This is a genomic window from Parvularculales bacterium, assembly GCA_036881865.1.
Lineage (GTDB): Bacteria > Pseudomonadota > Alphaproteobacteria > JAPOUT01 > JBAJNM01 > JBAJNM01.
On the sequence record JBAJNM010000010.1, the window covers coordinates 1 to 18649 of the forward strand.

An 18649-nucleotide genomic window follows, 5' to 3' on the forward strand; every position below is an offset into this window, starting at 1 on the left:
CTCATGGCCCTTATGGGCTGGGCTACACACGTGCTACAATGGCGGCGACAGAGGGTTGCAATCCCGCGAGGGTCAGCTAATCCCCAAAAGCCGTCTCAGTTCGGATTGTACTCTGCAACTCGAGTGCATGAAGTCGGAATCGCTAGTAATCGCAGAACATCATGCTGCGGTGAATACGTTCCCGGGCCTTGTACACACCGCCCGTCACACCATGGGAGTTGGTTTTACCCGAAGACGGTGCGCTAACCCGCAAGGGAGGCAGCCGGCCACGGTAAGGTCAGCGACTGGGGTGAAGTCGTAACAAGGTAGCCGTAGGGGAACCTGCGGCTGGATCACCTCCTTTCTAAGGATGCGAAGACATGGAGTAATCCTGTCTTCCATAATCATTGGAACAAAAGTGTTTGAGCAACAGATTTCATCTCTGCTCAAGCATACCTATCAAGCCGAATGCCGCCGTCTTCGTTTCTCTTCATTTATGGGTTATATGATTTTCTTATGTGATCTACCGCGCTCTATATCAGGTGATATGTTACGTACGCGGTGCTTTTACATACTTATGTTATGTTGCGCCTGCATTGTAATGAAGGGCGGTAGCTCAGCTGGTTAGAGCGCAGCCCTGATAAGGCTGAGGTCGGCGGTTCGAGTCCGCCCCGCCCTACCACTCACCTCACATTTTTCTCTTTTTGACTCTCTTCTCTGTTATGAATAAACCCGCCCATCTGCTTTGTGCAGGGTGAGAGGATTGGTTGATTTTTCATCAATATGCAGGTATGATGGTTTGGTATTTTTGCCTGTGAGATGGAGTGTTGCGATTATGGCGTTTAACCCAAGCGTTTTTGTTTTATTGAGTGCCCTGCTCTTTTTTGTTGCCGCTTGCGGCGGTGGTCCGGAGATAGGTGAATCCCTCTATAGGTCAGGTGAGGTGGGTGTCGCCAAAGCGGTGCAGCGATGCCGTGTACTTGAAGTACGTGAGATTTTCATCCGCGATGATAATGCTGAAAAGGAGGGTCAGGCGCTCGGAGGGCTTGCCGGTGGCATCTTAGGAAGTGTCGCTGGCCGCTCTGTCGGTAGCGGCTCGGGTCAGGATATTGCATCGACGGGAAGCGCGATAGCAGGAGTTCTTGGCGGTGCACTTGTAGGTGAGGCTGTTGGCAAGGCTAGAGGAACGCGTAAGGGATTGGAGTATTCCATACTGACTGACAATGGTCAGGAGATTACTTTTACACAGGAGTTTCTGGAAGGAGACAGGATTGTGCAGGCCGGTGAGACGTGTCGTTTGCAGGTTGCCGATAATCGCAATCGGGTTTTGCCCTCAGAGCAGTTGCCCGAGACTGTTCAGAGGCCAAAGACAACTACATTTGCCCCCTAATTATTTTGCGTCCCAAGCCACTTTGAAAATACCTAATTTGTGTTTTCAATAAGATTAGGTTGGGTTTGTGATTGTGCTTTGCCTGTCGTAGACTGCGTTGTAGCGCTGAGGGGCCGTAGCTCAGTTGGGAGAGCGCCGGCTTTGCAAGCCGGAGGTCGTCGGTTCGATCCCGTCCGGCTCCACCACTGTGTCGAATTTCACCAAGAATGATAAAAAAACCGATAACGTAATCTAACATGAAAGGATGCGCTATGGCGCAGGAGGCAATACAACAATCTGGCCAGAAGTTTGGGCAAGAGGCTGTATTTGAAGCATCAGAGCCTCTGGCGCTGGATTGTGGGGTGAGTCTTCACCCTTTCACCATTGCTTATCAGACGTATGGCTCGCTGAACAAAGACCGCTCCAATGCTGTCCTCATCTGTCATGCGCTCACCGGTGACCAATATGCTGCCGCCCCTCATCCTATAACCGGTAACCCCGGTTGGTGGCGTTTTGTGGTAGGGCCAGATCTTCCGGTTGATACGGATCGTTTTTTTGTCATCTGCGCTAATGTTTTGGGGGGGTGTATGGGCACCACTGGCCCTACCAGCATTAATCCGGAAACAGGTAAGGCTTATGGTCTTTCCTTTCCCGTGATTACCATCCGCGATATGGTGCGTGCTCAGGCGATGCTGATTGATCATCTAAATATACAGTCGTTATTTTGCGTGATCGGTGGCTCTATGGGTGGTATGCAGGTGTTGCAATGGGCGGCGAACTATCCAGAGCGGGTTTTTTCAGCTATACCGATTGCGACGAGTGCGCGTCATTCGGCCCAGAACATTGCTTTCCATGAGGTTGGTCGTCAGGCCATTATGGCTGATCCTGATTGGCGGCAGGGTAATTATCTTGAGGATAATACACATCCTGCTAAGGGCTTGGCCGTAGCGCGTATGGCAGCTCACATTACATATTTGAGTGAGCCGGCTCTCCATAACAAGTTTGGACGCGACCTTCAGGATCGCAAAGAGATAACGTACGGCTTTGATGCTGATTTTCAGATAGAAAGCTATCTACGTCATCAAGGATCCAGATTTGTGGACCGCTTTGATGCTAACAGCTATTTGTATATCACTCGCGCTATGGATTACTTTGACCTGCCTGCCGACCATAATAATGTTCTGGCGACGGCTTTTCGTGGTACTGAGACGCGTTTTTGTGTTGTATCGTTTACGAGTGACTGGTTATTTCCTACAGGAGACAGCCGTCAGATTGTGCAAGCCCTTAATGCAGTGGGATCTAATGTTAGTTTCGTAGAAATTGAAAGCGACAAGGGGCATGATGCATTTCTTCTTGATGAGCCCGAAATGTTCACCACCTTGAGGGGTTTTATTGCTGCTGCTGCTCATCGTCGCGGTCTTCAAGAGCGTGATTTTCAGGGAGAGGTGTCAAAGTGACAGTGATGCCTTCTCGTGGTGACCTTGAGTTAATTGCGGGCATTGTTGAGTCATCTTCACGGGTGTTGGATATTGGTTGTGGAGACGGGCTGTTATTAGATTTGCTCGCGAAGAGGCGAGGCGTTGACGGTCGCGGGTTAGAGATTAGTCAGGCGGGGGTGAACGCGTGTGTTGCGAGGGGTCTTTCGGTTATTCAGGGGGATGCTGATCATGACCTTGTGAATTATCCTGATGATACGTTTGATTATGTGATTTTAAGCCAGACCATACAGGCGACTCATCGTCCAGCGGAGGTTTTGCAGCAGATGTTGCGTATTGGCAAGCGGGCGATTGTATCTTTTCCCAATTTTGGGCATTGGCGGGTGCGTTTATATTTAATGTACGCCGGGCGGATGCCTGTAACGAGATCATTGCCGGATAGTTGGCATACAACGGCTAACATTCATTTTTGTACCATTCGAGATTTTACGGCTCTTTGTGAGGACCAGAGATGGCACATTACACAAGCGCTTGCGTTGAAGAGCGATGGCTCACGGGCGGGTCCTGTAGGGGGATGGGCTAATATGCTGGCACCGCAAGCGTTGTTTGTTCTGGAGCGGGTATAAGCCGAAGCGCTGCTGCTTTCTGGGGAGAGGTATGGGCGGAAACAGGTTTTAGATGAAGCTTGAGAGGTGCATAGAGTTGCTTGCTGGCTTCTACAATAAAGACACCCGCAAGGCCCGGGGTTATGTGTCTGCCGCACCACTCCCATCTCTGTGTCATGCGGCTCGGCATCCGCCATGATAGGGCCGGTGGCACGTGGAGAGCCGTATCCCATACTTCGGGGGTGAGCATGGCGTTGATTAACAGGTTTGCCAGTTCATTATGTGAAAAAGTGTATCCGGCAGAAAACGGTGTGGAGGATAGATGCCCCCATAGTCCCCGGCGGTTGGGAACAATCACTAAAGCCTTGCCGCCAGGTTTGAGGGTGCGCCATATTTGACGTAAGAGAACGGGTGCGTCCTGGCTTACTTCAAGAGCATGGATGATGAGTATTCTGTCTAAACATTCGTCCGGCAGGGGGAGTTGCATGTCAGTGATAAGGCTTGTGCGGCGTTGTCCTGAGGGTGGCCATATAAGAGCACCTTGTTTGGCCGGCATAAGGGCCAGGGTGTGGGTGACCGTTGAGGTATAATCCTCAAGCCACGGGAGAGCATAGCCAATGCCTGCCATGGAGAGTTTCGGGGTTGGTGGCCAGAGGTTGATTATACGCACACCGATGAGGCGTTGGGTTTCCTGCCCTTGAGGGCTTGCGTAAAAATCCCGCAATGTTGCGGCTTCAACTATCATAGTGCGTTGATTATATACATAATCTCTGGCTCTTGGGCGGTGAGATGGGTTATGGTGGGGTGTTATATCAAAGGAGTAAGGCTTATGGCTCAATTAGATATTCATCAGTTTCCCTGTCTCGATGACAATTACGGTTATCTTGTACATGAGGGAACGAGTGGCGTAACAGCAGCGATTGATACGCCCGACGCTAATGTCATTATGGCTGAACTGGACAAAAAAGGATGGTCTCTTACTCATATTCTGAACACCCATCACCATGGCGATCATACGGGCGGTAATTTAGCGCTCAAGGAGGCTACAGGTTGTGTGATTGTTGGCCCGCGTGCCGATGAGGGACGTATTCCAGCTATTGACCATGGGGTTGGTGATGGTGATGGGGTTGAGTTTGGGAGTGCGCAGGCGCAGGTTTTTGACGTACCAGGTCATACTCGTGGGCATATTGCGTATTATTTTTCCGAGAGTGGTGTAGCTTTCGTGGGGGACACTCTGTTTGCATTGGGGTGTGGGCGATTGTTTGAGGGTACGCCTGCCCAGATGTGGACGTCTTTACAGAAGCTGATGGCATTACCTGATGAGACGGTTATTTATTGTGCTCATGAGTATACGCAAGCCAATGCGCGATTTGCTTTAACGGTGGATCCTCAAAATGAAGCATTGCGGATGCGGGCACAGGAGATTGATGTGTTACGGAGTGAAAATCGCCCGACAGTACCGACAACGTTAGCGCTTGAGAAGGCGACCAATCCTTTTTTACGTCCTGACAGCACGGCTATTCAGGATATGTTGGGCATGAGGGGTGATGATGTGGTAGCAGTGTTTGCTGAGATTCGCCACCGTAAGGATAATTACTAGCGGGGTGAGGGGGGGTTGTCTTGAAGCAGTGACTTAATTTCCTCAAGATTATACTCTAACCGTCCAAGACGCCTTCTTATGTCATCGAGGCTTTGGGCCAGCTCCGCCGTATCACCTGCGCTGCCACCAACTACCGGAACAGGCGTTGCAATGCCGGCCCTGTCTGCTACGTCTTCCGGGGGCACATTCAACAAAGCTGCTAATACAGAAACCTCTCTGGTCATAAGTTCGCGTTGGTCTTTCCACATTTCTTCAATCTCGGTAGGAGATAACCCTAAAGCACGTGCAACATCATCCCGCGTCAAATGATGCGCCTGCAGTTTTTCGTCAAACCAACTCTGATCAAAAAATAAAGCCATCTAACGAAGCGCTAACGCCGCGCGAATAAGAGCAATCGCTTCATCACTATCCCATTCAGCAGGACCAGCCAGACGGCCTAACTCACGACCATCACGTCCCAACAATAAGCTGGCAGGTAATCCAAACGACCCTAAAGCCGGACCTATCCGAGCAGTTGAGTCTACATAAACCCCCAAAGTGTTAGCGTCAATCTCTGCTAAAAAAGTACGAGCTGCCTCCACACCACCCCGGTCGCTGGCTATCGCCACTACAGAGAAATCCTCACTATCCAGATGCTGCTGAAGGCGGTCGAGAGACGGCATCTCCTCCCGACAAGGCGCACACCACGTAGCCCACAAATTAACCAGAACAACTTGCCCCTTAAAATCCGCCAGTGTCAAAGTCTCGCCATCCCCCCCAACAAAGGGAGCAACGGCAGGTTTAACATCCTCCTCTACCGGTACAAAATTAGCCATCGCCCCATGGGCATAACTCCCTAGATTACCTGCGTTCCCTTTCGATTCTTCCTGCCGATCAGAGGGTGATTGCATCAACCAAACTCCCAAAAATGCAACAACAAGCCCTATGCCCACCAGAGCTAAAATCCAACGTTGTGTAATCACCGCTAGACGTTCCTTTCGCGTTCCGTCATATATCCTTGTTATTATGGCACGAGTAGTCGGAAGGATAAAAAAGACCTTCCACGTTCCAACATATATTCCTGCTATTATATCACGAACAAAATGAACTATGGCTAAAAGGGCTAAAAAATGAGTCACAAAATGTGGGGTGGGCGCTTTGAAACCAGCCCCGATGGCATACTGACACGCATCAATGGATCCATTGGCTTCGACCGGCGGTTGTTCGCCCAGGACATTGCCGGTTCAAAAGCGCATGCGGCGATGTTGGCCGCTTGCGGCATCATCGGTGCCGAGGATGGTGTGGCCATTCAACAGGGTCTTGAGACTATAGAGGTAGAGATTAGAGAAGACAGGTTTCCCTTTGATGAGACATTGGAAGATATTCACATGAACATTGAGGGACGCCTTGCTGACTTAATCGGAGAAGCCGCTGGCCGTCTCCATACGGCGCGGTCTCGTAATGACCAAGTGGCTACAGACTTCCGGTTATACATGAGAGAGGCCGCCGATGCCCTGAATGGGCAATGCGCAGCTTTTCAGAATACTCTTTTGACGTTGGCGGAAAGCCATACAGAGACCGTAATGCCAGGTATGACTCACTTACAGGTAGCCCAACCGATTACGTTTGCCCATCACCTGCTAGCATACGTAGAAATGATAGCACGTGACCGGAGTCGCTTTAATGATGCTCGCAGACGTATGAACGAGTGTCCTCTTGGTAGTGCGGCGCTGGCGGGGACATCCTACCCCATAGACCGCAACATGACGGCGGAGGCTTTGGGCTTTGACCGGCCTTGCGCCAATTCTTTGGATGCTGTCTCGGACAGGGATTTTGTTATGGAGATGTTAGCGTGTGCCAGCATTACAGCCGTGCATTTATCGCGTCTTGCTGAAGAGATGGTGTTGTGGATGTCGCCGCACTTTGGCTTTATTCAACTGTCAGAAGCTCATACTACCGGCTCGTCCATTATGCCTCAGAAGCGCAATCCGGATGCAGCCGAACTGGTTCGTGCCAAGACCGGACGTATTGTTGGAGCGCTCAATACTCTTCTGGTCGTTATGAAAGCTCTGCCCCTTGCGTATTCAAAGGATATGCAAGAAGACAAGGAGCCCGCATTTGATGCTCTTGATTCTTTGAGCCTGTGTCTTGCCGCCATGACGGCCATGACCGGTGCTATGACCGCCAACCGGGATGCTATGGTGTCAGCTGCCGGACAGGCCTTTGCAACAGCGACAGATTTGGCCGACTGGCTTACCAGAGTAGCGGGGTTGCCTTTTCGGAAGGCGCATCATGTTGCCGGTGCTCTTGTAGCTTTAGCTGAAAAGCGTAACGTTGACTTGTCAGACCTGTCTCTTGACGATATGTGCTCTGTTGAGCCCCGCATCACGGCAGAGGTTTATTCCGTTTTAACTCCAGAGGCCTCTGTGACCAGCCGTACGAGCTATGGCGGAACAGCGCCTGATAATGTCCGGGCAGCTATTTCGGTTTGGCGGAGACGTCTTGAAGAGGAGGGGCACTGATGCGGTATGTGTTCTATGGGTTATTGGTACTTGCGCTAGCGATCGGTGTTTCGGCATGTGGTAAAAAGGGAGATCTGGAACTTCCTTCTGCTACACCCTCTGATGAGGCGTCGCCAATCAGCGAGTAATCTCCATGAGCTTTTTTACGTACAACAACGGCGTACTAAACGCTGAAAAAGTACCACTGTCTGATATCGCTGCTCGTGTAGGTACACCTTTTTATTGTTATTCCAGCGCCGCCTTGCTGCATTCCTATCAGGCTCTTGAGGAGGAATTTGCCAATAAGGGCGGCGTGGATATTTGCTATTCCGTCAAGGCAAACTCTAACCTTGCGGTTGTTGCAACTTTAGCTGCAGCGGGGGCAGGGGCTGATGTGGTTTCAGAAGGTGAACTGCGCCGGGCGCTGGCGGCGGGTATTCCATCAGACTGTATTGTGTTCTCCGGCGTGGGCAAAACAGACCGCGAACTCATTGCGGGATTGGAGGCCGGTATTGCTCAATTCAACGTAGAGTCAGAACCAGAACTGGAGCGCCTCAATGCTCTGGCTTGCGAGCGTCAGTGTGAGGCTCCGGTTGCTTTGCGCATCAACCCCGATATTGACGCGCAGACTCACGAGAAAATAACAACGGGTCGGTCTGACAATAAGTTCGGTATTGATTGGCGCACGGCGCAAGCCCTCTATGGGCGCGGAGTGGCTATGGCCGGTGTCCACATGATTGGCATTGGTCTTCACATAGGCAGCCAGATTACAACATTGACTCCTTTTGAAGAAGCTTTCCAGCTTTTAGCCTCTCTGGTTACCGCTGTACGTGCTGACGGTCATGAAGTCTCCCGCTTAGACCTTGGTGGTGGCCTGGGTGTGCCGTATGAACCGGGGGGAGGACTCACGTTTTCTCTGACAGAATACGCCGATATGATAGAAAAAACGTTGGGTTCCCTTGGGTGCTGTCATATTCTGGAGCCTGGACGTTTTCTTGCCGCTCAGGCAGGGGCGCTGGTAGCCTCCGTCGTGTATGAAAAAGAAGGAGAACATAATTCTCTCCTGATCATTGACGCTGCCATGAATGATTTAATCCGTCCCGCGCTTTATAATGCTCGCCACACTATTTTGCCGGTTCGTGAGGTATCTCAAGACACACTGGTGCAATTTTATGACGTGGTTGGCCCCATTTGCGAAACCAGTGACGTGATGGCACGATACTATCCTCTGCCCCCCTGTCGGGCAGGCGATTTAATTGCCCTCATGGATACCGGTGCTTATGGGGCAGTCCAGGCGTCAACCTACAACAGCCGCCCCCTTGTGCCGGAGGTGATGGTGCAGGGAAGGGATATGGCCATCATCCGACCCCGCCAAAGCCTCGAAGAGCTTTTGGCGATGGACACCATGCCGGACTGGCTTGAGCCATAAAAATATAGAGTGAGTCCAAGGTCATGTTGCATCTTGAGGATGTCAGTGTAAGTGACAAGTCAGAAAATATTATTCTAGAGCATGTCAATTTGCATATTGAACCTGGCGGGTTTTATCTGCTAACGGGAGCATCCGGTTCAGGTAAGACGGCGCTTTTTGAACGTCTGGCCCTTGTGCGTCCTCCCTCTAGGGGTGTGTTCACATTTTGCGGCTATAATGTTTCAACTTTGACGTCGAATCAGGCTCAATCCCTTCGGCGGCGCATCGGGATCTTTTTTCAAAAACCTCGCCTGATGGATTACCTTACCCTTTACGAAAATATAGCTCTGCCCCTGGAAATTGCAGGTGAGGAGCAAAGTCGTTATCATCACAACATCCTTGAATTGCTCAGCTGGTTTGGTTTGGAGGGCAGAGAGAATCAATGTCCCACCTCTCTTTCTCCTAGTGAACAACGTGATCTAGCGCTAGCACGTGCCGTTGTAACTCGACCTCCTTTGTTGGTAGCAGATGATCTGTTAGCGGATAGTGACAAGACCGCTACAAAACGAATTTTAAGTCTGCTTACAACCCTCAATCGCTATGGCATGACCATTGTGATGACTTTGTCAGGCCAAACAGTGCCGGATGTGATTGCCCATAAGGTCGCGCATCGGCACTATCATCTACAAAGCGGTGTGCTTGCAGGTGTGAAAGAGGGGCATCGTGGCTCACCATAGAGCAGGGCGGTTGCCTCTTGCGCCTCAACCGGCTTATTGGCGCTCTGCCATGATGGGGTTGGTGGTGATGAATTATCTTGTTGGTTTGGCGTTAATTTTATTTTTGGGAGGGCTTTATGAAGTCATAACCGGTAGAACCGGATCAGCGCATAATGCAACCGTTGAAATCCCTTATGCGCAAGAGCGCGATATGGCCGCCGTTGAAAGATCTATTTTATCGATTCTGGAGACAACTCCCGGTGTGCTTTCGGTGCGTCCTATCAACAGAAGAGGCGTTATAGATCTCATTCAGCCCTGGTTAAACGATGCTCCCGTTCCGGAAAACTTACCCCTACCATATTTAATTGAATTAACCTTAGAACCAGACAAAGCCCCTACACGTAGCACTCTTGTGGCGCAACTTAACAGCCAGATTCAAGGTGTGAGTATTGAATACCATACAGAGACAAGCGCAAAAAGTGTGCCTATGGAGACGACTCTTTCGCTGATTTTGGGCCTTTTGGCTTTGCTACTGTTTGTCGCTGTACTGGCAGTAACAGCATTTGTCGTGCGTGTTGCACTTTATTCCCAACAAGACGTGATAGATACGCTTCATTTTATGGGGGCCGGGTTGTGGTTTATCATGCGCCGGTTGCTGAGGCGATTTACTTTGCCGGTTCTATTGGCGGCTTTGCTGGGGGTTGCTCTGGCATTGTTGACCTATCTGCCGTGGGTGACAGGTATTTCTACGCCATGGTCTTTGCTGGCCTTTCCTTTTGTTAGGGAGGGTCCCCTGGTTTGGCTTACACCACTGATGATTGTTCCGGTTGCAGAGATGGGGTTTGTGACTGTCGTAGCACGGCGTTTGATCCGAAAACACCTCAACCGCTATATCTAAAATAGTGATATATTCCCCCCACGAAGATGTGGAACATGAGTAAATCCTGGAGCAAGTATATAATGGTGTGGAGAGGGTTAGGGGGGGTATCCATTATGGTGGTATTGGTTTATGGGGCAGGCTTCATTACCTTTTCCAGAGCCGTTGAGACCAAACCTCTTATGCCGGAAGTGGCTACAGAGGCTATTGTTGTGCTGACAGGCGCTTCTGATAGACTAGACGTTGCTATAGATTTGTTGATATCAAATCGGGGCGAGCGACTTTTGATTTCTGGTGTTGATCCTTCAGTTCGCCGCGATACGATCATAAAACTTACGGGTAGCAATAGTGCTCTTTTTGAGTGCTGTGTGGATATGGACAGGTATTCCACAAACACGGCGGGTAATGCCGTAGAGACAGCCCAATGGGTGAAAGAACACAAATATACCTCTCTGATGATTGTCACCAGTGCCGACCACATGCCCCGGGTGTTAGTGGAGATGGAGCGCCGTATGCCGGGTGTGAGTCTTGTTCCTTATCCGGTTTCCGGAGCCTCTATCTTCCGCCCGTATTGGTGGCTTGATCCACCAATTGTGTGGCGTCTGGCGACGGAGTACACCAAATATCTGCTGGCTTTGGGAGTTGGATTCAGAGCTAGCCTATAGGCCTATGGGAGGGTAGAAAATGATTATCCTTTGTGTGCGGTCATTGATATTTGCGGTGTGTTTTTACAGTCTTGTTGTAGCCAGTGCCATACGTTTTATCGTGTGGTCTCCCTCAACCCCTGAGGGCGTACAGCGCTATCAAGAACGCTGGCTTGGGCGGATTACAACCGCCATGCGGGTGGTCGTTGGAATAAAAAGTGAAGTGCGCGGTTATGAAAACATTCCCGACGGCCCGGTGATATTTGCGTCAGCCCATCAATCGGCGTGGGATACCTTGTATTGGCCTTTGTTTGTGAGCAAGCCCTCTATTGTACTCAAAAAAGAACTGACATACATCCCGTTGTTCGGACGGATGATTATGAATATGAATAGCGTGAGTATTAACCGATCCATGGGAGCTACAGCTCTTAAGAGTTTGATCAGGCAATCCCGGAGTATGGTTGAACAGCAGCGCTCTATTGTTATTTTTCCCACCGGAACCCGCACACAGCCCGGTGTTCGGGCAGACTATAAACCCGGCGTTGCAGCGCTTTATACAAACCTCAATATGCCCTGTGTGCCGGTATCAACGAATCTGGGTGTGTTCTGGCCACGGCGTTCATTTATCCGCAAGCCCGGTGTTTATGTTGTCTCCTTTGGCGAGCCGATACCACCGGGCCTTAAAAGACGAGAGTTTATGGCACAATTGGAACAGCGCATAGAGACCGAAAATGAACGCTTGTTAGAGGAAACTCAAAACGCATAGGATGATAAGAGCACATGTCTTCTCCCCTGATAGTGACCAACAGACAAGCGCGGCGGTGGTTGATACATCTTTCCGGTCTTTCATGTTCGCCGGTGGGACGGGTCGGTGGCACGAAGGTTCTGAAAAAAACAATCCATCAGCTAGGCTTTGTACAACTGGACAGTATCAACACTGTAGAGCGTGCCCACCATCTGATTTTGTTCTCCAGAAATCATGCTTACCGGCGGGAAGATCTTACACATCTCCTGGAAAAAGAGAGGTCTTTGTTTGAACACTGGACTCATGATGCCTCTGTTATTCCGTGCGAGTTTTATCCTCATTGGCAGCACCGGTTTGCGGCCTCCCGTAGGCGCTTAACCCGGCGGTGGGAGAACCGCCTTGGACCTGAGCCAGAACGGGTTATTGCTCATGTGCGTCGTCGCATTACAAAAGAAGGCCCCTTAATGGTGCGAGATTTTGACGATGCGCACAAAGGAGTTGGTGGCTGGTGGGGGTGGGGGCCTTCTAAGACAGCACTGGAATATCTGTGGCATACGGGCGTATTGGCGATTGCCGGACGGCAGGGGTTTCAGAAACGCTATGATCTGGCACGGCGGGTTATTCCGTCTGAGTATAATACGCAAAAGCCGAAACAGGCCGAGACGGTGGATTGGCTTTGCCGTATGGCGCTTGAGCGCCTGGGGTTTGCTACACCGCGAGATTTAGCGGCGTTCTGGAACGGTGTCTCTGTTGATGAAGCGCGGCGTTGGGTTGAGATAAATAAAGGCCGTACAATTATAGAAATTATGGTGGACTCGCGCCTAAACCATTCACCTCAACGTGTCGTGGTGCCTTGCGACATTGAGGACAGGTTGCATAATTTACCCCCTGTGGAGCGGCGGCTACGATTACTTAGCCCGTTTGATCCTTTGGTGAGAGACAGGCAACGCTTGAGCCGAGTGTTCGGCTTTGACTATCGCATTGAGGTTTTTGTGCCTGTTGCTAAACGGCGTTATGGCTATTATGTTCTCCCTGTCCTGGAGGGTGACCGCTTTATCGGGCGCATTGATCTGAAAGCCAATCGCAAGGCGGGCATTCTTGAGGTGAAGGGATTATGGCTTGAAGCGGGCGAGAAGATGACAAAGATCCGTTCAACGCGGGTTGTGGATGCGCTAAAGCATTTAGCAGATTTTACCGGTTGTGAGGCCGTTACGGGGTTTCAGATTTAAGAGTCGCCGGTGGTGGTTTTTGTGTGAGTACTCTTGCGGGCAAAATCAGGCTCCGGGCTTTCTTGCCCTGCCTCTATGATGCGCTGGCGTATGTTGCGTGTGCTGGTGAATAAATCTTGCAGTGCTTTTCCATCAGAACGCTCAATGGCTTGTTTGAGATGATCCATATCGTTTTGAAACCTGTCCAGCATATCCAGAACCGCCGTTCGGTTGTTGAGAAAAATGTCTCGCCACATTACAGGGTCTGAAGAGGCAATGCGGGTGAAGTCTCGAAAGCCACCGGCTGCATATTTAGTTACTTCAGAATTAGTAACCACCCCTAAACGCGCCGCCGTGCCTACAATGTTGTATGCGATAAGATGGGGTACATGGCTGGTAATGGCCAAAACCAAATCATGGTGGTCCGGTTCCATCACCTCAACCATGGCACCACACTCTATCCAGAATGTTTTAAGGTGCTGAACCGCCTCAACGTCACTGGTAGGTGTAGGGGTGAGGATGCACCAACGTCCGTCGAATAATTCTGCAAAGCCTGCATCAGGCCCGGACTCTTCTGTGCCTGCAACCGGATGGGCCGGTACAAAATGCACGCCTTCAGGAATAAAGGGGGCCATATCGCGGATAACAGAGGCTTTTACAGAGCCTACGTCGCTTATAATCGCGCCGGATGCGAGGGCAGGTGCAAGAGTCCGGGTGATGTCGCCTAACGCACCAACCGGTGCGCATAAAATAACCAAGTCGGCACCTTCAACGGCGGCCTGAGGTGTATCATAAAGACTGTCACAAAATCCCAATGTTTTAGCACGAGCACGGGTTTCAGCAGATGGGGCATAGCCTGTGATGTGCCCGGCCAGCTGCTTGCGTTGCACCGCATGAGCGATAGAGGAGCCGATCAATCCAAGCCCTATAAGAGCCAGGCGTTGAAACAAAGGTTTAACCACTTGTATTTTCCCCCACAAACTTTTTCAGGGCGGCAACAACGGCATGGTTGGCTGCTTCATCACCCACTGTTAAGCGCAAGCAATGGGGAAGACCATAAGCATCAAGGGTACGCAGAATAAGACCTTGCTGTGCAAGAAAGTCATAAACTTCTTGAGCAGTAAAGCCGGAAGCTTCAGAAAAATCAATCAACAGGAAATTACCAACGCCGGGGTGAACGGTTAACCCTATGGCCGTAATGTTCTCTGCCAGCCATGAATACCATTGTTCGTTATGGGCTATAGCAGCCTCCGTAAAGGCTTTGTCATCAAGCGCTGCTATGCCTGCCGCTTGAGCGGCTGCACTGACATTAAACGGATTGCGCAACCGATTGAGGGCATCCGTTACTATTGGTGATCCAAAACACCAGCCAAGACGCAACGCTGCCAACCCATAAACCTTTGAGAAGGTGCGGGTGATAACCACATTGTCATACTCACAAGCCAGCGCAAAACCGGCTTCATAGTCATTACGCCGTACGTATTCAGCATAGGCAGCATCTAACACCAGGAGAATATTGCTGTTTAGCCCGTCACACAGGCGTTTAATCTCCGATTGCGGCAGATAGCTGCCGGTGGGGTTATTAGGGTTAGCCAAAAACACAACCCGCGTGCGGGGTGTCACGGCAGCCAGTATGGCATCTACATCCGTTGTCAGGTTTTGTTCCGGAACGGGTATAGGCTGTGCCCCTGCTGCCAGAGTGACAATTCGATAGAGTAAAAATCCATGAGATGAAAAAATGGCCTCATCACCCATCCCGAGATAAGCCTGTGCCAGCAGAGATAATAATTCGCCGGATCCTGCACCACACACAATACGTCCGGGATCAAGGCCATGATGGTGACCCAAAGCTTGTCGTAAGGCATCCGTGCTACCATCGGGATAAAGTGCTAACCGTCCCCCAACCTCTTGAAAGGCAGTCACAGCACGAGGGCTGGCTCCAAGAGGAGTTTCGTTGGAAGACAATTTAACAGGGCTAGCTACACCCGCCACAACAGAGCGTCCCCCCACGTAAGGAGGAATGGCCAAAACACCATCTCGTGGACACGGGTCTGTCATGGCACAATAACAGGATTAGGAAATCCGCCTAACCAACTCAATTTTTTTCCCTGCCGGCCGAGGGCTAAAAGACGTTTGTCATCTTGCGGGATAAAGCCATCCAGCGCTACAAGGTTCGCATTGTTGCTACCGGAGAGGACGCCCTGAGCCATAAGACGTCCGGCTAATTCGCAAGACTCAAAAAGCGCCTCACTCTCCTGAGTCTTTATGGGCTTTGGTGTTGCTATGCGTATCAGAGTCGTATCCTCTCCTGAAGGTTCATAGAGCGCACGGGCAACTGCCAGAAAAGAAGGTTCACCTGATAGACTTTTCCGAACTAAGAAAGGCAAGCGCGCAACAACTCTTGGGCTGTTTTCTTCAACATCTGCCAGATGACACCACCAATCATTGTTTTCTGCCCGCAAATCAGGAGAAGGAAACAGCGCCATCATGTGTGAGTCTTGAGTGAGAGCCTCCATAAGCGCCCCGGCACTGTCATAAAAGACAGGCGTAATAGCGCCACCATAAATCCGGTACGCTAAATCCCGCATTTGCGGCATAGCTCCACCGCCATATATGCCAACACTAAAACCACTCTCTATGATAATGCTGGCTGCAAACAACGTTCGCCACAGGTGAAAAATAACCTGCACGGGTAACGCCCCCTCATGCCGGGCTGCCAGACGGCGCATAATCATAGCCTCACGTGCCATGCGCATCGCCAAACCTCGTTCGCCCCCCGTTGCGTGTGCCTTGAGGCCGGCTACCCGATGCACAATTTCGGTGCGCCGCATAAGACGCTGGTGAATCTCATCATCCAGAGTATCAATCTGGTGGCGTAAGTCATCCAAAGAGAGCGCTAAATCGTCTAAATTACCAGTGTTCATTTGCGTTTCCACAGGGCTTGTCTCCGCCCACAGCCCTACCATCTCCCACAGGCAGACTATGGCAACACAAAGAGCAAAAAGCAAAGCAAAACCCATCCCCACCCTCACGTATGTTGAACACGGGTTTGACCGTGGGGTTTTCTTCCAAACATAAGGTGTGGTGTATCATTGCAAGATGGTGCGAAAATGACAGGCACACATCCCACAAGACTCTTTCTGTGCCAAATTACCCACGCTGGCGATGCACACTAACGTGCCGTCTTAAGAAGACCATCTATAATGCGCTCCAGATGACGCAATGTGTTAGCGGTGCGCACCTCATGGCAATAGGGGGCAAAGCGACCCATTTCAGAATCGCCTGTATCCCACAGAGTGCGAGGTTCGGGGTTAAGCCAAATCAAGCGGCGGGCGCGGGCGCTTATCACTTTGAATATATCCGTGCGGGGATCGCCATAATTAGAACGTGCATCCCCCAATAGAATCACCGTGGTGTGGAAATCAATATCATCAAGAATCAACGACTCAAGCCCCTCCATGGCAGCCCCATAATCTGTCGCCCCCCCTCCATGGCGGCGCATGGTCTCGGCGATGGCAGTTTCTATATCTTCTTTCAAGAATAAATCCGTTACCTCAGCGAGGTCTCCGGAAAAAGCAAAAGCGCGTACCTTCGGAAGCACTTCCGTCAAGGAATAAAGAAACATAAGCAAAAATCGTGCTACGGCTCTTACGGAGCCACTCACATCGCAGATTACTACCACTTTGGGCCTATCAATGCGTGTTTTCTTCCACAAAGTCTCAAAGATGACACCGTCATAGCGCACATTACGCCGAATGGTATGGCGCAAATCTAAATGTCCGCGTCGCGCCCGACGTCTGCGGCGAGAATGAAGGGATGACAGTTTCTTTGCCATCTTTCTGACTAACTGACGCATCAATTTAAAATCACCATGCTCCACATTAGAAAGACTAATGCGCGATAAAATATCAGTCCGCACCAGACGACCCGCATTAGCCGTCTGTAGAGCCATTTGACGCTGCACATAGTCGGAGGTTTCCTTGCGGGCGCGCTCCCGCAATGTTGTAAGAGAGCGTTGCAATTCATTATTGTCTGCTCGTTCAGCCGCAATAATGGCCTCGGTCAAATTACCCTCACCCATAGCATCCAATATGCGGCGGGTGTAAAGACCGCTCTGGGTAAAAAGACGGATTTGATTCAAGTCTACCGCTTGAGCTGCAACTGCCAAACGGCGAGCCAGCTCCGCCTGGTCACCGGAAGCAATAAGATCTGCTAAACCGCTATCCTGAGGTATCTCTGTTTGGGTATTTAGGCCGCCTATGGGCGCTCCGTGTTCGTCCGTATCTGCTGTATCTGTCGGCCCGGAGAAAGCATCAAAACTAAAAAAACGATCAAACACATCACTGAATACGGCTTTTTCTTCTGCCGTCTTGGCCAGTGATTGAGAGAGGGCGTCATGAAATAATACCCTGTCTGAAATGCCTACTATCTCCAGAACCTTTTGGGCCTCAATGCTTTCTGCCGGCGAGACCCTTACATCTGCTGCCCTGAGGGCCTTGATAAAGTCAGCTAGCATGGCCGGCATGAAACGTCAGGGTGCGGTTTTCGCTACCTGCTCCTTGGCTAAACGGGTGAGTTTTTCAACTGCTCCGCCGATATGCTCCATGTCGGTTTGAACTTTTAGCAATACATTAAGTGTGTTTCTTACAACATCAGCATCAAGAACCGGCGCATTGAGTAAAATCAGCGCCCGTGCCCAGTCCAGAGTCTCAGAGACAGAGGGTGGTTTTTTTAAATCCTGCTCCCGTAAAGTCTGCACAAACGCCACGATCATAGACCGCAATATTTCGGAAGCCCCCGGTACTCGCACCTCAATAATCCGCCGCTCCAAATCTGCGTCAGGAAAAGGAATGTACAAGTGCAAACACCGACGCCGTAACGCATCACCAATATCGCGGGTTCCGTTGCTGGTGAGGAAAACCAAAGGTGGTGTCTGGGCTTTCACCGTGCCAATCTCCGGAATGGATATCTGATAGGCCGATAAAATCTCCAGCAGAAAAGCCTCAAACTCATCGTCTGCTTTGTCAATTTCGTCTACCAGCAAAACAGCACCGTCCGGCTCCTTCAAAGCCCGCAACAAAGGACGCGGCTCCAGAAAGGATTCGTTGAAAAAAATATCGTCAAACGAATGAATCCGCTCAAGAGAGGCCTTGAAATCTTTTGTGTCTCCTATCATGTCGTTGAGTCTGTCTTTAAGCAACTGGGTGTAGAGCAGCTGTTTGCCATATTTCCATTCATAAAGAGCGCGAGATTCATCAAGCCCCTCGTAGCATTGAAGGCGTATCAGAGGTCTTTCAAACAAGCCTGAGGCGGCGTGAGCTAATTCGGTCTTGCCGACGCCCGGGGGGCCTTCTACGAGTAGGGGTTTGGCCAGAGTTCGGGAGAGATAAACGGCTGTTGCGAGCCGTGCGTCGCAGATATAACCGCTTTCTGCGAGGCCCGTGCGAACGGCCTCGATATCGTGCGCGGGAGAATTGTCCGGTGTTATGGGTAATATGGTCAATATACGACTTTCTTCATCAATGCTTGCATCCTGTGGAGTGGCCTATAGGATAATAGAATAGTGGAAAAAGCAACCATCC

20 protein-coding genes, 2 tRNA genes and 1 rRNA gene are annotated in these 18649 nt (G+C 50.7%); 15 read left to right on the plus strand and 8 right to left on the minus strand.

Annotated elements, in window-relative coordinates:
* The 6 genes from V6Z81_03885 to metW all read left to right on the plus strand — a co-directional run.
* A 16S ribosomal RNA gene (locus V6Z81_03885) occupies positions 1–343 on the plus strand; the annotation flags it as partial.
* Positions 344–584: 241 nt separating this feature from the next.
* Positions 585–661, plus strand: a tRNA-Ile gene (locus tag V6Z81_03890).
* 153 nt (positions 662–814) lie between these two features.
* A complete protein-coding gene (locus tag V6Z81_03895) occupies positions 815–1369 on the plus strand; it encodes a hypothetical protein (protein ID MEG9861629.1) in 555 nt (184 codons plus the stop codon).
* A 109-nt stretch (positions 1370–1478) separates the two neighbouring features.
* Positions 1479–1554 (plus strand) — tRNA-Ala (locus tag V6Z81_03900).
* Positions 1555–1620: 66 nt separating this feature from the next.
* Entirely contained in the window at positions 1621–2805 is a 1185-nt protein-coding gene (locus V6Z81_03905; GenBank protein MEG9861630.1) for a homoserine O-acetyltransferase, read from the plus strand.
* A 5-nt stretch (positions 2806–2810) separates the two neighbouring features.
* Entirely contained in the window at positions 2811–3410 is a 600-nt protein-coding gene (gene metW, locus V6Z81_03910) for a methionine biosynthesis protein MetW (GenBank protein MEG9861631.1), read from the plus strand.
* On the opposite strand, the gene V6Z81_03915 is transcribed toward metW, so the two are convergent.
* Positions 3364–4134: a methyltransferase domain-containing protein gene (locus V6Z81_03915; protein MEG9861632.1), complete on the minus strand. Its 771-nt coding sequence runs from the start codon at positions 4132–4134 to the stop codon at positions 3364–3366. The two genes, metW and V6Z81_03915, sit on opposite strands and share 47 nt — an antisense overlap.
* Before the next feature lie 84 nt (positions 4135–4218).
* On the opposite strand from V6Z81_03915, the gene gloB reads away from it, so the two are divergent.
* The gene (gene gloB / locus V6Z81_03920; protein MEG9861633.1) at positions 4219–4989 is read left to right on the plus strand and encodes a hydroxyacylglutathione hydrolase; all 771 of its coding nucleotides are present in this window, start codon (positions 4219–4221) and stop codon (positions 4987–4989) included.
* Here gloB and V6Z81_03925 read toward each other — a convergent pair.
* Complete coding sequence (locus V6Z81_03925; GenBank protein MEG9861634.1) at positions 4986–5348, minus strand: helix-turn-helix transcriptional regulator; 363 nt, start codon at positions 5346–5348, stop codon at positions 4986–4988. The two genes, gloB and V6Z81_03925, sit on opposite strands and share 4 nt — an antisense overlap.
* The gene (locus V6Z81_03930) at positions 5349–5951 is read right to left on the minus strand and encodes a TlpA disulfide reductase family protein (protein ID MEG9861635.1); all 603 of its coding nucleotides are present in this window, start codon (positions 5949–5951) and stop codon (positions 5349–5351) included.
* Positions 5952–6098: 147 nt separating this feature from the next.
* Here V6Z81_03930 and argH point away from each other — a divergent pair, with 147 nt between their 5' ends.
* Genes argH through V6Z81_03970 form a run of 8 tightly spaced genes read left to right on the plus strand, consistent with a single transcriptional unit; the run spans position 6099 to position 13088 of the window.
* Positions 6099–7490, plus strand: coding sequence for an argininosuccinate lyase (argH, locus tag V6Z81_03935; GenBank protein MEG9861636.1), 1392 nt, complete (start codon positions 6099–6101; stop codon positions 7488–7490).
* Positions 7490–7618 (plus strand): lipoprotein, encoded by a 129-nt coding sequence (locus tag V6Z81_03940; protein ID MEG9861637.1) that lies wholly within the window; start codon positions 7490–7492, stop codon positions 7616–7618. The genes argH and V6Z81_03940 overlap by 1 nt, the downstream gene beginning before the upstream one ends.
* A 5-nt stretch (positions 7619–7623) precedes the next feature.
* Positions 7624–8898 carry a diaminopimelate decarboxylase gene (lysA, locus tag V6Z81_03945; protein ID MEG9861638.1) on the plus strand — a complete coding sequence of 425 codons (1275 nt, stop codon included), beginning with the start codon at positions 7624–7626 and terminating at the stop codon, positions 8896–8898.
* Positions 8899–8921: 23 nt separating this feature from the next.
* On the plus strand, positions 8922–9614 hold the full coding sequence (locus V6Z81_03950; GenBank protein ID MEG9861639.1) for an ATP-binding cassette domain-containing protein: 693 nt from the start codon (positions 8922–8924) through the stop codon (positions 9612–9614).
* Positions 9601–10491, plus strand: coding sequence for a hypothetical protein (locus V6Z81_03955; protein ID MEG9861640.1), 891 nt, complete (start codon positions 9601–9603; stop codon positions 10489–10491). Before V6Z81_03950 ends, V6Z81_03955 begins: the two co-directional genes overlap by 14 nt.
* Before the next feature lie 35 nt (positions 10492–10526).
* Positions 10527–11135: a YdcF family protein gene (locus V6Z81_03960; protein MEG9861641.1), complete on the plus strand. Its 609-nt coding sequence runs from the start codon at positions 10527–10529 to the stop codon at positions 11133–11135.
* A gap of 19 nt (positions 11136–11154) precedes the next feature.
* Entirely contained in the window at positions 11155–11880 is a 726-nt protein-coding gene (locus tag V6Z81_03965; GenBank protein ID MEG9861642.1) for a lysophospholipid acyltransferase family protein, read from the plus strand.
* Positions 11881–11894: 14 nt separating this feature from the next.
* The gene (locus V6Z81_03970) at positions 11895–13088 is read left to right on the plus strand and encodes a crosslink repair DNA glycosylase YcaQ family protein (GenBank protein ID MEG9861643.1); all 1194 of its coding nucleotides are present in this window, start codon (positions 11895–11897) and stop codon (positions 13086–13088) included.
* Here V6Z81_03970 and V6Z81_03975 read toward each other — a convergent pair.
* The 5 genes from V6Z81_03975 to V6Z81_03995 form a co-directional block, all read right to left on the minus strand.
* Entirely contained in the window at positions 13085–14029 is a 945-nt protein-coding gene (locus V6Z81_03975; protein MEG9861644.1) for a prephenate/arogenate dehydrogenase family protein, read from the minus strand. The genes V6Z81_03970 and V6Z81_03975 overlap by 4 nt on opposite strands.
* The gene (hisC, locus tag V6Z81_03980) at positions 14022–15125 is read right to left on the minus strand and encodes a histidinol-phosphate transaminase (protein ID MEG9861645.1); all 1104 of its coding nucleotides are present in this window, start codon (positions 15123–15125) and stop codon (positions 14022–14024) included. Before hisC ends, V6Z81_03975 begins: the two co-directional genes overlap by 8 nt.
* On the minus strand, positions 15122–16087 hold the full coding sequence (locus V6Z81_03985) for a chorismate mutase (protein MEG9861646.1): 966 nt from the start codon (positions 16085–16087) through the stop codon (positions 15122–15124). The genes hisC and V6Z81_03985 overlap by 4 nt, the downstream gene beginning before the upstream one ends.
* A 152-nt stretch (positions 16088–16239) precedes the next feature.
* Positions 16240–17592, minus strand: coding sequence for a VWA domain-containing protein (locus tag V6Z81_03990; protein ID MEG9861647.1), 1353 nt, complete (start codon positions 17590–17592; stop codon positions 16240–16242).
* A 6-nt stretch (positions 17593–17598) separates the two neighbouring features.
* Positions 17599–18570 (minus strand): MoxR family ATPase, encoded by a 972-nt coding sequence (locus V6Z81_03995; GenBank protein MEG9861648.1) that lies wholly within the window; start codon positions 18568–18570, stop codon positions 17599–17601.
* Positions 18571–18649: the final 79 nt, after the last annotated feature.

Coding starts and splice junctions, on each gene's coding strand:
- V6Z81_03990 (MEG9861647.1), bottom strand. CDS start 17,592: ATGCCGGCCATGCTAGCTGACTTTATCAAGGCCCTCAGGGCAGCAGAT.
- V6Z81_03895 (MEG9861629.1), top strand. CDS start 815: ATGGCGTTTAACCCAAGCGTTTTTGTTTTATTGAGTGCCCTGCTCTTT.
- V6Z81_03940 (MEG9861637.1), top strand. CDS start 7,490: ATGCGGTATGTGTTCTATGGGTTATTGGTACTTGCGCTAGCGATCGGT.
- hisC (MEG9861645.1), bottom strand. CDS start 15,125: ATGACAGACCCGTGTCCACGAGATGGTGTTTTGGCCATTCCTCCTTAC.
- V6Z81_03970 (MEG9861643.1), top strand. CDS start 11,895: ATGTCTTCTCCCCTGATAGTGACCAACAGACAAGCGCGGCGGTGGTTG.
- argH (MEG9861636.1), top strand. CDS start 6,099: ATGAGTCACAAAATGTGGGGTGGGCGCTTTGAAACCAGCCCCGATGGC.
- V6Z81_03965 (MEG9861642.1), top strand. CDS start 11,155: ATGATTATCCTTTGTGTGCGGTCATTGATATTTGCGGTGTGTTTTTAC.
- V6Z81_03925 (MEG9861634.1), bottom strand. CDS start 5,348: ATGGCTTTATTTTTTGATCAGAGTTGGTTTGACGAAAAACTGCAGGCG.
- lysA (MEG9861638.1), top strand. CDS start 7,624: ATGAGCTTTTTTACGTACAACAACGGCGTACTAAACGCTGAAAAAGTA.
- V6Z81_03960 (MEG9861641.1), top strand. CDS start 10,527: ATGAGTAAATCCTGGAGCAAGTATATAATGGTGTGGAGAGGGTTAGGG.
- V6Z81_03985 (MEG9861646.1), bottom strand. CDS start 16,087: ATGGGTTTTGCTTTGCTTTTTGCTCTTTGTGTTGCCATAGTCTGCCTG.
- V6Z81_03915 (MEG9861632.1), bottom strand. CDS start 4,134: ATGATAGTTGAAGCCGCAACATTGCGGGATTTTTACGCAAGCCCTCAA.
- gloB (MEG9861633.1), top strand. CDS start 4,219: ATGGCTCAATTAGATATTCATCAGTTTCCCTGTCTCGATGACAATTAC.
- V6Z81_03950 (MEG9861639.1), top strand. CDS start 8,922: ATGTTGCATCTTGAGGATGTCAGTGTAAGTGACAAGTCAGAAAATATT.
- V6Z81_03905 (MEG9861630.1), top strand. CDS start 1,621: ATGGCGCAGGAGGCAATACAACAATCTGGCCAGAAGTTTGGGCAAGAG.
- metW (MEG9861631.1), top strand. CDS start 2,811: ATGCCTTCTCGTGGTGACCTTGAGTTAATTGCGGGCATTGTTGAGTCA.